Raw genomic sequence first — 16754 nt, 5'->3', positions numbered from 1 at the left:
ATTATCAGAAAATTGTCAATATAAAAACAAACGCTTTTTAAATGATAACGTTTTCCTCTTGACGATATAGACTACCAACGAAGTTTTTGTCCAATTCCTGAATATGACAGGCACAAACTTTTTTTACAAATTTTTCCTGTCCCAGCTTCTTCTGCAAGTCTTCCGCCTGCGTTTTTGGTACATAAAGCTGAAGATACCGACGTTTTTTAGAATGGTAAACTATATCTCCAAAAGCAGCAACTTTTTTTACGTCACGATTATAATAAAGATAAACAATTATTCCAACTCGTTCTTCTTTTTGATACATAAACGATCCTTCCCAAACTAGAACTACTTACTGATTATATCAAAAAAGCCCCTTAGGGGCAATTTGATTTTATAGGATTAACTCAAATTATTGTTAGCCATGATCTCATCAATGAATCCATATGCAAGAGTTTCTTCAGCACTCATCCAATAATCACGTTCTGCATCAGCATGAATTTGCTCAACTGTTTTACCGGAATTATCAGCAAGAATTTGCTCTAAAGTTTTCCGAGTCTTCAGCAAATGTTCTGCAGCAATAGCCATATCCGTTTGCTGAGTACCACCACCAGTACCTCCCATTGGCTGGTGAATCATGTATTCAGCATTTGGAAGCATAAAACGTTTGCCTTTGGCACCGCTTGATGCGATGATTGTTCCCATGCTCGCCGCCATACCCATAACGATTGTTTGGACATCAGATTTAATAAAGTTCATGGTGTCAACAATCGCTAAACCAGCTGAGACTGAACCACCTGGTGTATTAACATAAAGGTAGATATCCTTGGTGCTATCTTGTGCATCCAAGAAAAGAAGCTGAGCAATGACTGAATTAGCCATGTTGTCCTCGACCGGTCCAGTCAACATAATAATACGATCTTTTAATAGACGTGAGTAAATATCATAAGAACGTTCCCCACGGCTTGTTTGTTCAATAACTACAGGAATCATAGTTTTCTCACTTTCTGTTAGTTGGATTTTCTATCAAATAGGAAATAGAATATTCAAAGGATGAATCCATTATAACTCTTTGGTCAATAAAGGTCAAATTTTTGAATCGATTAGGAAGTATATTGACCTTGAGAATCCTATTCTTCAAAACAACTCTACTTTCCTATTCTTAGATTTCGGATCCGCCTTCAGCAAAACCTTATTTGGTTCCGAACAAGCGGTCTCCAGCATCTCCCAATCCTGGTACGATATAACCATGGTCATTTAGATGGTCATCCAAGGCAGCCGTGAAAATATCGACATCTGGGTGTGCTTCCTGCAAGGCTTTCACTCCTTCTGGTGCAGAAACTAAACATACAAATGTAATGTGGCTAGCACCACGTTTTTTGAGAGAATCCACAGCCAAGATCGCAGAACCACCTGTAGCTAGCATTGGATCGACAACGAAAATCTGGCGTTGGTCGATATCTTCTGGTAGCTTAACTAAGTATTCAACTGGTTTCAAAGTCTCTTCATCACGGTACATTCCAATGTGGCCGACCTTCGCTGCTGGAACCAAGCTTAGAAGTCCATCGACCATGCCAATACCCGCACGAAGAATAGGAACAATTGCTAATTTTTTCCCTGCAATCTGCTTTTGAATGGTTTTCGTAATCGGTGTTTCAATTTCTACATCTTCAAGTGGTAAATCGCGCAAGACCTCATATCCCATGAGCATTGCGATTTCATCAACTAATTCACGAAAAGCCTTAGTAGACGTATCAGTACGACGCAAGATAGACAATTTATGCTGAATTAGTGGATGAGCGATAACTTCAAGTTTTCCCATGATTGGATTTCCTTCTTTCAATTTATTCTTCTTATTATATCAAAAAAAGATTGAAAAGGCTTGCCATAAGCAAACCTTTTCAGAGATTTTCTTGGTCCTAAAGCCATTCCTTATAACGCTTGATATACAAGTGTTTAACAAGGGTTACACTAACCATGTAAAGCACAATAATCAATAGGAGGAAAAGGAAATATGCTCCATTGAGCGGAGCTGTTTTGAGAACAGACGCAAAAAGGCTGTATGGCAAGGAAGTAACAAAGAGAACAGCCGCCATGGTGGTAACAATGACAGACAAAGCTGGACGACTTTGCACAAAAGGCAGCTTAGGGGAGCGTAACATATAAATAACCATAGTCTGGGTCCACATAGACTCAATAAACCACCCAGTTTGAAAAAGAGTGATAAAGGTCGCCGCCTGTTCAGTGCCAGCTTGATAACTGCTTCCTGTTATCATAGGAACAATGATAAAGTAGAGGGCTAAGTATGTCAAAACATCAAAAATGGATGAGATAGGCCCAATCCAAGCCATAAAGCGGGTAATAGAGTTAGCAGACCAAATCCGTGGTTTCTTGAGAAATTCACTGTCAACGTTATCGAAAGGCAAAGCTATACAGGACAGATCATAAACCAGATTAAGAACAATCAGATGAACTGGTGCCATAGGCAGAAAAGGTAAAAAGATGCTGGCAAAGAGGAGAGAAAAGATATTCCCAAAATTGGAACTGACCGTCATCTTAATGTACTTAGTCATGTTGGCATAGACCTTGCGCCCCTCTACCAACCCTTTCTCCAGAACCATGAGGTCCTTATCCAGCAGAATGACATCTGCCGTTTCCTTGGCTATATCGACAGCTGTATCAACAGAAATCCCAACATCTGCTACTTTCATTGAAGGAGCATCATTGATGCCATCACCCATGTAGCCAACCTTATGTCCATTGGCTTTGAGTTGAAGGATGATCCGGGCTTTTTGGTCAGGAGAGAGCTTGGCAAAGACCGTTGTATTCTCCACCGCTTTGCTCAATTCCTCATCTGATAAAGCATCTACCTCTACGCCTAGCAAGATATTTTCTACATCAAGGCCAACCTTTTCACAGACTGCCTGAGTAACCTTTTCATTATCGCCGGTCAAAATCTTAGTAGCAACACCGTACTCAGCCAAGGTTTCAATAGCTGGAGCCGCAGATGACTTAGGCGGATCTAGAAAGGCCAGGTAGCCCGTCAAAATCATATCAGACTCATCTTTCACTTCGTAGTCGTAATCTTCTTCTAAGTCTGACTTATAGCTAACACCAAGCACGCGCAATCCTTGCTCATTGAGTTGAGCCACTTCCGCAAGGATTTCCTGACGAATTTCCTCAGTCAGTTCCGTAATGCGATTCTTGTATTCTACATGGCTAGAGATCGCCAACATTTCCTCCAAGGCGCCCTTGGTCACCATGCTAATAACATCTTCATCATCCTTGACAATGACACTCATACGACGGCGTTCAAAGTCAAAGGGGAGTTCATCAATTTTCTTAAAGGTTTGGTCTAAGTCACGAACAAGCTCATGCTTTTCTGCTTCTTTCTCTGTCCGATTGATAATGGCCCGATCCATGAGATTTTTAAGGCCAGTTTGGTAATAGGAATTGAGAAAAGCGCGACGAAGCACTGCCAAATCTAAATCACCATGAATATCCAGAGGGTATTCCAAGACAATCTCGTCTTGGGTCAATGTGCCCGTCTTATCCGTACAAAGGATATCAATAGCTCCTAGATCCTGAATAGCATTCAGTTTTTTGATCACGACCTTTTCCTGAGCCATGATAATAGAACCTTTGGCCAGGCTGGCTGTGATAATCATAGGTAGCATTTCTGGAGTCAAGCCAACCCCAACGCTGAGGGCAAAGACTCCTGCTTCCAACCAGTCTCCATCTGTCAGTCCATTGATGAAGAAAACAACAGGTACCATAACGAGCATCAGACGAATCAAGAGCCAAGAAATGCTATTCATATCACGCTCAAAAGAAGTCGGCTCATCGTAGGTATTCAGCGTCTGCTCAATGGCCCCCATCATGGTATCGTCACCAACCACCAGTACCAGAGCTGTTGCTCTACCGGAAATAACGTTGGTTCCCATAAAGGCCAGTGACTCTGTTTCTAAAAGGCTATCAAGATTTTGCCCATCCGCCTTAGACAAACATATCTTTTCTACTGCATCGCTCTCCCCTGTTAGGCCAGACTGCTGAACGAAGAAATCACGTGATTCTAATAGCAAGACATCTGCAGGTATCATGTCTCCGGCGCTAAGCTTGATGATATCTCCTACAACCAGCTCATCAATGGGAAGTTCTTGTTCTACTCCTTCTCTGATGACTGTAGCCGTGTTGACAATCAGCCGAGACAGATTGCTAGCAGCTCGGTCACTACGCAATTCCTGAATAAAACGAATGCCTCCAGAAATCAAAACTAGAACAACAATAATGATGGAAGTTGTCGGATCTTCCTCTCCGGGCTTAGCCAGCCAGACATTGGTCACTAAAGACACCAGAGCAATTACTAGTAATATAACCGTAAAGGGGTTGATAATAGATTCGTAAATTTTTTTTAGAATAGAGTCTTCCTGACCCTTTGTGATGATATTTTCCCCATAGAGGTCACGATTTTCTTCGACCTGCTCTTCTGTCAGGCCACGAAAGGCGGTCTTGTAGAAGGCCAAGGTTTCTTTCATAGGAAGCTGCAAAGCAGCAACTAATCTTTCTTTTACTGTTTTCATTGGTTTCTCCTTTATGTATGAATAATCAAGTTCATACACAGAGACCAATCACTTTATAAGGACCGAACGACACAAATCAGCGATTGGCTGTGTATGTGCGGTTCCGGATGATCGTCAATTTGCATCGCGTGTCTCCTTTCTTTTGCTTAAAAGACAGGTAATCAACTATTTGCCTACTTGAAATATTTTCAACAAAAAAGAATACCCTGCCAATTTCTCGGCAGGGTTGTTTGCATGTCAGGTCTTTCACTTTATTTTACAACAGATAAAGTAAACATCTACCGTTCAAGCTTTAACTCCATAAGGCGATGAAATGAGCTTAGTCTTGACCTTGGCGATCAGGACTGTTAACCAACGAGTAGTGTCTCCACTGCTTTGCGGTAGTCATCCGTATCCTTATGGTAGCCTCACCTACCGATTTTCCATTATTACTATACTCCTCTTTGCAAGGATTGTCAATAAAGAAATTACTAATTTAAAAATTTTTTGCAAACCTGTGCTAAAACCGACTACTTAGGCAAAACAGCTCCAATACGTTTACAAATTTCTACAACCATATCCTTTGGTGCAGCCACATTTAGTCGAGCATGGTACTTGCCTTCTTGACCAAAGTCGCTTCCTCGATTCAGGACGACCTTTGCCTCTTCCCTCAGTAACTGGAAGAGTTGGTCATCTGTCAGATCATAATCTGAAAAGTCCAGCCAAATTAGATAGGTTCCTTGGGGCTTCATAACCTTCAGGCGTGGGGCTTCTTTGGCAAAATAATCAACCACAAAATCGATATTCTCCTCTAAGACTGTCTTAAGTTCTGTCAACCATGATTTCCCATAACGATAAGCAGCTTCAGTCGCTACAAAACCAAGTCCTGAAATTTCATGCTGGTTGTTAGCCAGCTGACGCTTTTTAAACTGATGGCGAAGGCTGGGATTCTCAATCACAGCATAGGAATTTTTAGTTCCAGCAATATTAAAGGTCTTAGTTGCACTGGATAAAATCAGGCTAAAGTCCTTAAAGTCAGGAGAAACAGTATTGAAAGACTGATGTTCATGGCCAAACAGCGTCAAGTCTTGGTGGATTTCATCTGATACCACAAGGACGCCGTACTTTTGACAGAGGCGACCAATTTTCTCTAACACTTCCCGTTCCCAAACTCGACCTCCGGGATTGTGAGGATTGCAGAGAACATAAATCTTGACTTCATTGTCTACAATATCTCGCTCTAGCTGCTCAAAGTCAATCTGAAAGAGACTATCTTGCTCTATCAGAGAATTGGCAATAAGTCGTCGATTATTGAGCTTGACAGAGCGAGCAAAAGGCGGGTAAACAGGAGTGTTAATGAGAACGGCATCACCTTCATTGGTAAAGGCCTGGATTGCTGTTGAAATAGCAGGGACAACCCCCTCAATAAAGACCAAGGCTTCCCTATCAAAAGTATAGTCATGCTCATCCCGCTCCCAATCCAGCACGGCATTGATTAGCTCTTCACTGGCATAGGTATAGCCATAGACTAAATAATCCGCATAATCATGAACGGCCTGCTGAATTTCAGGAAGGACCTCAAAATCCATGTCCGCGATCCAGGCAGGAAGAACATCCCTATCCTCTTCAGCTTCTTTCCATTTATAAGTATGATGGCCAAAACGATTAGGAGCTGTTTTAAAATTATATTTTCCCATACTAGTCCTCCAAGGCAGCTCGTAAATCAGCCACTAAATCTCGGCTGTCCTCAATCCCAATTGACAGGCGTAGCAAATCATCTGTCAATCCATAGGAATGACGTACTTCAGCTGGAATGTCAGCGTGAGTTTGGGTAGTCGGGTAAGTAATCAAACTCTCCACTCCTCCCAAACTTTCTGCAAAAGTGAAGACTTTCAGGCTATTTAGTAGATGAGGGATCTTTTCTTCATCTACAATCTTAAAGGAAATCATACCACCCTTGCCTGGATAGAGAACCTCTTTTACTGCAGGAGATTGCTTCAGAAAAGCAACCACTTCCTGGGCATTCTGAGTAGAGCGCTCCATACGGAGAGCCAGTGTCTTAAGACCGCGTAAAAGTAAATAACTGTCGAATGGAGAAAGAACCGCTCCAGTTGTATTCAAATTATAGAAAAGCTTATCATAGATATCCGTGTTATTAGTCATAACGGCTCCAGCCAAGACATCATTATGCCCGCCTAGATACTTGGTCGCAGAGTGCAGGACAATATCAGCACCATCCTCCAGCGGTCTTTGGTAAATGGGACTGTAAAAAGTATTGTCTACTATTACCCTTGCACCACTCTCATGAGCCACTTGGGAAATACGTGCAATATCAAACTCTACCATAAGAGGATTGGTTGGTGTCTCGATATAGACAATATCTATATCTTCTGTCAACTTGTTCAGAAGTTCTTCTTCTGTATTAGCATAGGTGAAGGCGAATCGTCCTTCTGCTTCAACCTGAGCAAACCAGCGGAAAGAACCACCATAGAGATCCCGAACAGCCAAAACTTTACTTCCGACTGGAAAAGCACTAAAGGCCAGCACAATAGCCGACATACCAGAACTAGTTGCAAGAGCATAATCTGCACTTTCGATAGCAGCCAGAGTCTCCTCCAGGCTAACACGTGTTGGATTCTTGGTACGAGTGTAGTCATAACCTGTTGACTGGCCAAACTCAGGGTGCTGGTAGGTCGTTGAAAAATGCAAGGGTGTTGTTAAGGCGCCAGTTACTTCGTCTGTTTTTACCCCTGCTTGGGCCAGTATGGTATTCAAGTTTAATGCTTGACTCATTTCTTATTCCTCACAATCTCGTAAATCTTATTCTATTGTAACATCTTGTGAAAGTTCTGCGCTTTGTTCTTTTCAAGAGCTAGATATAGTCTGAAACTATATAAAAACCCCAGCCTTCAAGTGGCCGAGGTAAATAGCTATGAATTAATCTTTAAGAAATATGGAATTTCCTTCTCAAACTGCTTGCTTTTGCCTCTCCTACGAAGCGATCAAGCAAACGAACACGCAAGGCTAGGCCACCATAAACTGCAATACCAACTCCACCAATTAGAATCAAATAAACCATACTTGAGACACGTCCAGCTGGATGGAAAAAGAAACCGAGTAACAAATCAGCTAATGCAATGACAACTATCATTAAGAGCGTTAAAATACAAGTCAGCAAACTACGTTTGATCAGGTTTTGAGGATTGAGTCCTGTGATATCGCGAATTTCACGATACATAAAGACGATTGGAACAATCAGACCAATTGTCGTGGAGAGCAGAGGCCCGTAAGCTCTGAACAGCCAAATCAGAGGAATTTGTAGAAGCAACTTCACCACAACACCGTATAAGAAATAAACAATGGCCTTACGGTTTTGGAAGAGGGCTTGGATCATGGGAGCTAGCACTGTATAAAAGCTCAAAATAATTGTCTGTATAAGGGCAAATACAAAAAGTCCCAAAGCAAGTTTATCTGGCTGACCGTAAAAGACCGTATAGAGAGGCCGAGCAACCAGAACGGCACCAATCGTTGCAGGTAAGATAAACAAGAGCAACATGGTTAGGTTGTCCTGAATCAAACGAGCAGCAGCCTTAAAATCTCCCTTGACATAATTCTCTGTCAGAAGCGGAATCCCAACCCCCCCAATAGAAGTCGCTACAGCAATCAAAATCATAGTTATTTTATTGGGATTAGCTGAGAAGTAACTAAACATGACTAAAAGCTGGGTATTAGTGTAATCCGTAAACCAACTCATTACATGGATGAAGGTCATCTGGTCGATAATCTGGAAGAGCTGGATAGCCGATCCAGTGATAATAAAAGGAATGGCTTCACGAATTGTATCCCAAAGCAATGCTCTGGTATCAATACTGCTTCCGCTTGGTGATTTTTTGAAGATTGCTTGGAGCATATTTTCCTTAGAAAGGAAATACGCCAAAACTCCTACACTGGCAATCATCCCAATAAAAGCTGCAAAGGTTGACTGGGTGACAGCAGAAACATAATTTTTTGATCCGAAATTCATGATAAAGAAGGTCGCAAGAAGCATCCAAATAATCCGAATCAACTGCTCTGCCACTTGACTGATCGCATAAGGTTTTAAATTGTTAAAGCCTTGGAAAAATCCTCGGATAACACTCATAGAAGGGAAAATCAGCACCGCCCAAGAGAGGCTTTGCATGATTGGAATCAAATCTTTCCCCCCGCCGGATAAACTAGCAAAGAGAGGAGATAGAAGATACATGATTACTCCAAAAACAGCACCAAGCAACAACATGAACTTGAGGAATTCTCTGATTAGGGTAAAACTATGTTCCCTTTGATCAATCGTATTGTATTTAGCCACCTGCTTGGCTACAGCCACCGGAATTCCAGCTGTTGAAATCAGCAAAAACCAAGCATAAATGTTGTAGCCCATGGTGAAAAGACCATTAGCCTCCGCACCATGCTTACCCATCCAAATATACCAAGGAATAATATAAATAGCCCCCAAAAGACGGCTAATAAAGTTTCCAGCAGTCAGCCAGGCAGTTCCTCGCAGCATCTGCTGCTGCTGACTTGTCGTTTCTTGACTCATACGATCAAACCTCATCTTATCATTTAATAGCTTTTATCTTATTATAAACTTTTCCTTTCCTCTTGTAAAACCCAGCCATTAAGTTTACAATAAGATTATGATAAAAATTGAAACAATAATAGATATTTTAAAAAAAGATCATAATTTTCGTGAAATCATCAAAGACGGCCACTACTTCTTTCATGATAGTGGACTGACTTTTGACAAAATCAGCTATGATAGCCGTAATGTGACAAATACGACCCTCTTCTTTGTTAAGGGTGAAAACTTCAAAAAAGAATTCCTAGAAGGTGCCGTAGAGTCTGGTCTGAAATTTTATATCAGTGAGAGCGATTTTGAAGTAGGAATCCCTGTACTTGTTGTTAATGATATCAAGCAGGCTATGAGCTTGATTGCCATGGAGTTTTATGGTAATCCGCAAGACAAGCTTAAAATTTTAGCCTTTACAGGAACCAAGGGAAAAACAACGTCTGCTTACTTTGCCTACCAAATCCTATCGCAAAGTCACCAACCAGCCCTCCTATCCACCATGAATACCACCTTAGATGGCAAGAACTTCTTCAAGTCCAGCCTAACAACGCCAGAGAGCTTAGATTTATTTGAAATGATGGCCCAGGCTGTAGCTAATGACCGCACTCATCTGATTATGGAAGTTTCCAGTCAAGCCTATCTAAAAAAACGTGTTTATGGTTTAACTTTCGATGCCAGTGTTTTTCTCAATATCAGTCCTGATCATATCGGGCCAATTGAACATCCCACTTTTGAAGACTACTTCTACAACAAACGGCTCTTGATGGAAAATAGCAGAGCAGTGGTTGTCAACAGTGGCATGGATCATTTCCAAATCGTGAAAGAGCAAGTCTCTTCAATAGAACATGATTTCTATGGAGAAAATTCTAGCAACACCATCATAGATTCTCAAGCCTTTAGCTTTGAAACAAGTGGCAAGCTAGCCGGAAAATACAACATTCAGCTTATCGGGCGTTTCAATCAAGAAAATGCTCTAGCTGCGGGCCTCGCCTGTCTTAGACTAGGTGCTAGCTTAACAGACATTCAAAAGGGAATTGCTCTTACTCGAGTTCCGGGGCGAATGGAAGTACTGACCCAAAAAAATGGTGCTAAAGTCTTTGTTGATTACGCTCATAATGGAGACAGTTTAACCAAACTGCTCAGTGTAGTCCAGGAACATCAAAAAGGCCAGACCGTTCTTGTTCTAGGAGCAACTGGAAACAAAGGAGAAAGTAGACGAAAGGATTTTGGAATCTTACTCAATAAACACCCAGAGATTCAAGTCATCCTGACTGCTGACGACCCTAATCGCGAAGATCCTGTAGCCATTGCCAAAGAAATCGCTAGTTATATATCCCACGATGTCACCATTATCGCTGATCGTGCAGAAGCAATAAAGGCAGCAATGAGTCTTACTAGGCAAGAAGGAGATGCTGTTATTTTAGCTGGTAAAGGAGCCGATGCTTACCAGATTGTCCATGATCAAAAAGTAGCCTATCCAGGTGACTATCAAATCGCAGAAAAATATCTATAAAAATAAAAAGAGAGTTGAATATCAACTCTCTTTTTGACTACAATTATTTATTCAAGCTGGTTTTAATACCTTAAACTGCGTCTTCAACAGCACCTTTGGTAGCTCCTGCAACTTCTTTTGTTTTGGCAACTGTCTTTTCTAAAAGACTGTCAGCTTCTATCTAGTTTTTCTAAAACTTTTCCTTGCTTTGCTTTTTAAGCTGAAAAATCTCTCAGTTTCAAAGCTCAAAGGTTCTGATTCTTCTAAAATATCAGTTCAGCCGGAAAATTAATCTCTCCTTGTCAAAGCTAGCCTCTAGCTCGTATTTGCCAGTTTCGTTTTGCCGAATATAGCCCAAAATCACTAGGCTATCGACAAAAATGTCCCGCCTCTTCTGCATGAGTTCATCCTTGCGGACATACTTGAGAAGAAAGGTCGTCATATACTTGAGTGCATACTCTGGATTGACATCGCCCAAGACAGCATAGAGGGGCTTTTGTGCTTCAGAAAGAGGATATTGATGCTGCATTTTATAAAAATAATTAGCCAAGGTCAGCTTATCCCGCTGAAAATCTGTCTCTTCCAGCAAAACCGCAGCATTGGTCTGATTGGAAAGCTGGGTCTCAAAGCGTAGCTCCAACAGTTCTTGATAGAGGGGACTGTCATCACGGATAAAGACTTCCTGATCCAAACACAAGTCCTCCAAACTTTCCACAAGAGGCAACGACAGGTCATATCGCTTGTTCTCCCGCCGGATGTAGCCAGCTTTGATATAGTCCTCTATTGAGCGGTCAATATTAGCCACGCCCTCAAACGCTCGCTTAATCTCCCGCAGAATCACTGCCTCATGCCGATCCAAATAATCAATCAGTTTCTGAAAAAAAGGCTGGCGCGTCAAACGGCTGGGATTGATGATTTTAATCATGGAGTTCTCCTTTATAGATAAGTTTTCTTGACTGAGCCAACTGGCTAGGGTTCGTCCCAGGCTGATCTACAGGAACCGCCAAGCCCAAATCCCGATAATATTCCTTCCAAAAATCAGAAATCAGATTTTCCTCATCGCCAAACTGCATGGGAATCGTATCAAAAATCGGCAAAATCTCTGCAATATACTCCGAACAGTAAAAACCATCAGCCTGAGGATAAAAGCCGAAATTGTAAGGCTTTCCTAGATGTAATTTGGCCCTTTTAAAGACAGCTTCTACTTCAATAGCTGGATAGCAATACACGTCATAAATATCCTTATCCTGCAAAAAATCAGACAAGTCTTGATTGACAACACCCTTCTCATGGGTTGCATGATAAATCTCACCATTAAAAAAGATGGCCACGTGGCTATATGAACCAGTTGCTGCTCGAATGGCTTCAGCAATTTCTGAAGATCCGACTGTAAAAATCAAATCTCCATTTTGTAAATCTTGAATCTTCATTTCTCTCGCCTATCAAAAAAGGAGTCAAAACTCCTTTTAGGTATGAGGGGAATAGCCCCCATTTAGTAATTTATTTCGTCATTTGAGCTCTTTAAGCATTAAAACTTTCTGTCAGCTGAGGTACCACTTGTTTCTTACGAGAAACAGCGCCTGCAAGGAAAGCATGGTTGTTTTCAAGAACAAAGTTGAAGGCTGCTTCGACCTTGTCCATATTGCTTCCGATAGCCAAAATTTCTGAGTTTGAGTTGATGATGTCTGTAATCATCAAGACGAAGTCAGAGTAGCCATTGTCAGCGATTGCTTTTTCAATAGCCGCTTCGATTTCTGCTTGACGCTCCAAAACTTCTGCAATGTCAACAGTATTGACCTGTGCTACACGGACATTGTTTCCATTCAACTCAAATGTTTTCGCATCGATGTCGATCAATTCTTCTGCAGACTTGCTAGCCAAGTTTGTACCTGCCTTAAGCATAGCCAAACCGTACTCTTCCAAGTTGACACCAGCCAGCTCAGCCAATTCTGGTGCAATGACCTTGTCAGTCGGATGAGTCGTTGGCGACTTGAGCAAGAGAGTATCAGAAATCAAACCAGACAGCATCAATCCTGCAATTTCTTTTGGAACTGCTACGCCATGTTCTTTGAACATACGATAAACAATAGATGAAGCAGAACCAACTGGCTCCAAACGCATGTAAAGTGGACTAGCTGTTTCAAAGTTAGCAACACGGTGGTGGTCCACCACGCCATAAACTTCAACTTCAGCGATATCAGCCACAGACTGCTGGAATTCATTGTGGTCTGTCAAGATTACTTGCTCAGCTCCCTCTGCTTTAGCAGAAGTAATCACGCGCGGTGCCGCCACGCCAAAGTAATCCAAAACAAAGGCAGTTTCTTCATTAGGCTCTCCCAATGCAACAGCTTCTGTATCCAAGCCATAAGCTTCGCGAGCCAAGTAAGCAAATGCGTAAGATGAACCGATAGCATCTGAATCAGGATTTTGGTGACCGAAAACTAAAATTTTAGACATGATAAACCTCTTTTTTATATAAACTTTATTGCATTTATTTTACCACAATTACAAGCATTTCACAAAAACAGAAGAAGATTTTTTGAAAAAAGGACTGGTCAACTCACCAGTCCTTTTATTGATACTCAAAACAGATCAGCTATTATGTACCCGGTTCATATACTCTGTATAGGACTCTGTCTGCATGAGCTCCTTGGCATTCTTGACCCGATCAGCTGTCGGAGGCTTAACCCCTTCCAGCTTGTAAGGAATGCCCAGCTCCCGCCATTTGAATTCTCCCATGGTATGATAAGGTAGAATTTCAAACTTATCAACGTTCTTCAGTGTCTTAACAAACTTACCTAGCTCAATCAGGTCATCATCACGGTCGGTCAATCCTGGTACCAAGACATGACGGATCCAGACTGGTTTTCCAATATCAGACAAATACTTGGCACAGGCCAAAATATTTTTGTTGGTCTGGCTGGTCACGATTCTGTGCTGTTCTTCATTAATTTCCTTGATATCCAAAAGGACAAGGTCGGTGACCGCCATAAGTTTGTCAAATTTTTTCAGATAGCGTGGTGTATTTCTGAAGGGAAGGGCACATGTATCCAAGGTACAGTGGATACCCAGCTCCTTAGCCTTGGTAAAGAAGGCAATCAAAAAATCAATCTGCAACAAAGCCTCTCCACCACTGACAGTGATGCCACCTTTGTTACCCCAGAAGCCCTTATAACGGAGAGCTTCTTGCAAGACATCATCCACTGTCCGCAGCTGAGATTTGTTGGTCTCCATTTCCCATGTATCCGGATTATGGCAATACTGACAGCGCATATGACAACCTTGTAAAAAGACAATGAAACGAATGCCAGGTCCATCTACAGCACCAAAACTCTCGGTAGAGTGGACCATGCCCGTCACCTTTCCATAATCAATAGTTTCTTCATTTTTCTCTTCAACCATAACACAACCTCTTCACTCTGAAAACGTTTTATAACTATTTTTATTATAACACGATTAATGATAAAAATGACTTCATTTGCCTATTTTTTAGAAAACAAACTGTTTTTCAGTTTCATTTTCATTGTCTTACAACAGATAAGCTTCAACTTTTTTTCTCATCTCTGATACAAGAAATTAATCTTTTCAGGCTCTAGACTTAATTTTTTTATTTCAAATAGCAAACTCACTTTCAACCCTCCTTCTCCCCCTCTCTATTCCAATAAAAAAGAGGGTTTCCCCTCTTTATATTTTCTTCTTAACTATGTTTTTTCTTCCAAACCAAACCAAGGAGAACAATCGTTGCAAGTCCTGCTACAAAGATAAATTTGCTGTCTGACGAACCTGTATTTGGAAGTTCTTTCTTGCTGTCCTTGCTTGATGGAGTTTTTGATTTAGGATTTTTCGGTGGTTGGTAACTGTTGGTAAAGCTATCTTTTCCTCCTTCATAAGAAACTGTTGAAAGAAGATTGCCATTCTCATTCGTTACAGTAATCGTTACTTTAATTTCACTGTTGTCATAAGCAACGCCTTGTGCATCACCCTTTACTTCGCGAATTGTATACGTGTATGTTCCAGTTTTAGTAAAGGCAAGAGTCTTGAAATCTACACTTCCATCTGCCTTATTTTTAACTGTTTCAATTACCTTACCTTTAGCATCTCTTAGTTCAAATGAGAACTCGCCATCTTTCAAGTCACGACCTGTTAAGAATTTCTTAACTTTTAATTGAGCTGTTGTTGAACCTGGGACATAAGTATTGGTAAACTGTTTTTTGTTATCGTCATAGCTAACTTTTGCCACCAACTTGCCTTGATTATCCGCTTTTACTTTAATTTTAGCAGTTATTACAGATGAGTCATATACGACCCCACTGATATTGCCAGATTTTTCTCTGATTGTGTAAGTATAAGTTCCAGCTTTTGTAAAAGTTAAAGGTGAGAATTTAATGGAGCCATCAGCCGCATTATTAACAGTCTCAATTTCAGCTCCATTCTTATCATACAAGGTGAAAAAGAACTCGCCACCATTTAGATCACGACCAATCATGACTTTTTGAACCATCAGCTGAGCAGATGCAGAAGATTGTTTTCTATCAACAATTGTTTTTGAAGCCATTTTAAGAGTGCTATCAAAGTCGTCCGGACTTACTTTAACATCATCCGCCAACTCATATCCAGCAGGGGCTTCCGTCTCTCTAATTGTATAGTCATCTTTCAAGAGATTGCTGACTTCTGCAATACCTTGGTCGTTTGTCACTACTTGAGCAACTACTTGACCAGAACGATCACGAATAATATCAAATTTAGCACCTGGCAAAGCTGAACCATCATCTGATACTTTTTTAATTTGAATTTTATAAGTGTATCCTTCTGCCTCGCCATGACCTAGGTAATAAGTATAAGTTGAATTACGACTGTCTTCAACTCCGTTTGTCGTTGTCAAAGTAGCTGCATTTAAAAAGTTTTCGCCATCTGAAGGTGCATATGGCAGTTGAACCGAGTAATTAATCCGAATTCCTTCATTAGCCGAAAGATCTGGTAATTGAACAGAAAAATTATCATCAGTAAAGTTTACAGTAGTTTGGCCTGTAATGTCTACAGCGTTATCTAAAACCCAATCGCCATCGCGGAAGGCCCAAACTCCCTTATAAACTCGGAAAGTATCTTGTTTATAAGTAGCACCTGGGATTTTTAAAACGTCTGCTATTTTTACACCAGACATAGCTTTTCCGCTTCTGTTGACTGAAATCGAATAGCGTCCAATTGTTGGCTCAGCTACATCCTGCCAACCAACTTTGTTTAAGTCTTCTTTTTTAGCTTGACCAATTCCGGTGAAGTTAATCTTACCTGCTGGGAAGAGTTTTCCTCCGACGGTAATATCAATTGGTACTTCTTTTTCTTTCTTAATCACATTATGATCTGCACGAACATAAAAATAAAAGGTTCCTTTTACATCCGAATGTGTTTCAACATAAGGTTCATAAGTAATCGTTACTACCTTTGTTTGCTGATCTACAACTGCCTTGGCAACAACATTTCCATCTTGGTCTTTTATGTCAAAGCTACCAGTACTTGCTAAAGTAACAACATCCGGTAGTTGAACATCCGTTGTGTCTCCTGCCTTTATTTCATTATTGTGTAATTTAAACTCCACATTAATACGAAATTCTTGCCACTGATCAACATTAGAAGAAGTGAGCTCGTTTCCCTTGCTATCCGTCAGATACATCCGAGTAATGACATCTCCATGTTCTGTAGCAAAGACCTTGTTTCCTTGAGTAACAAATAGACTGAATAGTAGAGTTAGGGGAAGAAAAATCATCATCAAGATTTTTTTATTCATTTTATCATCTCCTTTTCCAAAAAAATATACAACAACAGGATCGTTTTATAACAAAACTATCACTTCATTATAAAATAATTTCCTTGGATTTTCAAGCATTTTCTAAATTGCTTTCACAAAGAGCTCTTTTGCTAGGCACCTATCTTCAAACAAACTCAAAATAAAAAGCTATATCAATCTTATGGCAAACTGGATCATTTTATTGATCCACTGATTACCATAAGAAGATATAGCGAGTCTATCTTAAGCATCCGATACTTCAGCTCAAGAGGCAGATCATAGTTGATATGATGAACTACTACTGTCACTTTATTTTCAACCCAAAATACTTAT

General features: G+C 40.8%; 13 protein-coding genes and 1 riboswitch. Of the genes, 1 reads left to right on the top strand and 12 read right to left on the bottom strand.

Translation table 11 applies throughout. The features are described 5' to 3' along the window. Positions 1–37 precede the first annotated feature (37 nt). From HMPREF3108_RS01060 to HMPREF3108_RS01030, 7 genes are all read right to left on the bottom strand, one after another. Positions 38–307, bottom strand: coding sequence for a YlbG family protein (locus HMPREF3108_RS01060; RefSeq protein ID WP_070492918.1), 270 nt, complete (start codon positions 305–307; stop codon positions 38–40). 77 nt (positions 308–384) lie between these two features. Further along, complete coding sequence (locus tag HMPREF3108_RS01055; protein ID WP_256262209.1) at positions 385–1002, bottom strand: ATP-dependent Clp protease proteolytic subunit; 618 nt, start codon at positions 1000–1002, stop codon at positions 385–387. A gap of 172 nt (positions 1003–1174) precedes the next feature. Further along, positions 1175–1804 carry a uracil phosphoribosyltransferase gene (gene upp, locus HMPREF3108_RS01050; RefSeq protein ID WP_002903228.1) on the bottom strand — a complete coding sequence of 210 codons (630 nt, stop codon included), beginning with the start codon at positions 1802–1804 and terminating at the stop codon, positions 1175–1177. Between the two features lie 97 nt (positions 1805–1901). Continuing rightward, a complete protein-coding gene (mgtA, locus tag HMPREF3108_RS01045; protein WP_070492916.1) occupies positions 1902–4562 on the bottom strand; it encodes a magnesium-translocating P-type ATPase in 2661 nt (886 codons plus the stop codon). 269 nt (positions 4563–4831) lie between these two features. Next, positions 4832–4988: riboswitch (M-box (ykoK) riboswitch) on the bottom strand. Between the two features lie 83 nt (positions 4989–5071). After that, entirely contained in the window at positions 5072–6238 is a 1167-nt protein-coding gene (locus HMPREF3108_RS01040; protein ID WP_070492914.1) for a MalY/PatB family protein, read from the bottom strand. A gap of 1 nt (position 6239) precedes the next feature. Beyond that, complete coding sequence (locus HMPREF3108_RS01035) at positions 6240–7334, bottom strand: cystathionine gamma-synthase (protein ID WP_070492912.1); 1095 nt, start codon at positions 7332–7334, stop codon at positions 6240–6242. 151 nt (positions 7335–7485) lie between these two features. Continuing rightward, positions 7486–9117, bottom strand: coding sequence for a putative polysaccharide biosynthesis protein (locus HMPREF3108_RS01030; RefSeq protein ID WP_048777541.1), 1632 nt, complete (start codon positions 9115–9117; stop codon positions 7486–7488). 97 nt (positions 9118–9214) lie between these two features. Between HMPREF3108_RS01030 and HMPREF3108_RS01025 the strand changes: the two genes are divergently transcribed. After that, complete coding sequence (locus HMPREF3108_RS01025) at positions 9215–10660, top strand: UDP-N-acetylmuramoyl-L-alanyl-D-glutamate--L-lysine ligase (protein WP_070492909.1); 1446 nt, start codon at positions 9215–9217, stop codon at positions 10658–10660. 250 nt (positions 10661–10910) lie between these two features. Here HMPREF3108_RS01025 and HMPREF3108_RS01020 read toward each other — a convergent pair whose 3' ends face one another. The 5 genes from HMPREF3108_RS01020 to HMPREF3108_RS01000 form a co-directional block, all read right to left on the bottom strand. Next, on the bottom strand, positions 10911–11564 hold the full coding sequence (locus HMPREF3108_RS01020) for a DUF1803 domain-containing protein (protein WP_070492907.1): 654 nt from the start codon (positions 11562–11564) through the stop codon (positions 10911–10913). Beyond that, the gene (locus tag HMPREF3108_RS01015) at positions 11557–12069 is read right to left on the bottom strand and encodes a YiiX/YebB-like N1pC/P60 family cysteine hydrolase (protein WP_060554118.1); all 513 of its coding nucleotides are present in this window, start codon (positions 12067–12069) and stop codon (positions 11557–11559) included. The genes HMPREF3108_RS01020 and HMPREF3108_RS01015 overlap by 8 nt, the downstream gene beginning before the upstream one ends. Before the next feature lie 91 nt (positions 12070–12160). Next, positions 12161–13096, bottom strand: coding sequence for a manganese-dependent inorganic pyrophosphatase (locus tag HMPREF3108_RS01010; protein WP_002899779.1), 936 nt, complete (start codon positions 13094–13096; stop codon positions 12161–12163). A 135-nt stretch (positions 13097–13231) separates the two neighbouring features. Further along, positions 13232–14041: a pyruvate formate-lyase-activating protein gene (gene pflA, locus HMPREF3108_RS01005; protein ID WP_045504030.1), complete on the bottom strand. Its 810-nt coding sequence runs from the start codon at positions 14039–14041 to the stop codon at positions 13232–13234. A 295-nt stretch (positions 14042–14336) separates the two neighbouring features. Then, complete coding sequence (locus HMPREF3108_RS01000) at positions 14337–16421, bottom strand: Spy0128 family protein (RefSeq protein WP_060554117.1); 2085 nt, start codon at positions 16419–16421, stop codon at positions 14337–14339. Between the last annotated feature and the right edge of the window lie 333 nt (positions 16422–16754).

Origin of the sequence: Streptococcus sp. HMSC10A01 (assembly GCF_001807785.1) — a bacterium.
In the GTDB taxonomy this organism is placed as follows: domain Bacteria; phylum Bacillota; class Bacilli; order Lactobacillales; family Streptococcaceae; genus Streptococcus; species Streptococcus gordonii.
Note: the sequence above shows the minus strand (reverse complement) of the source record. Positions and strands in the feature narration are given on the sequence as shown.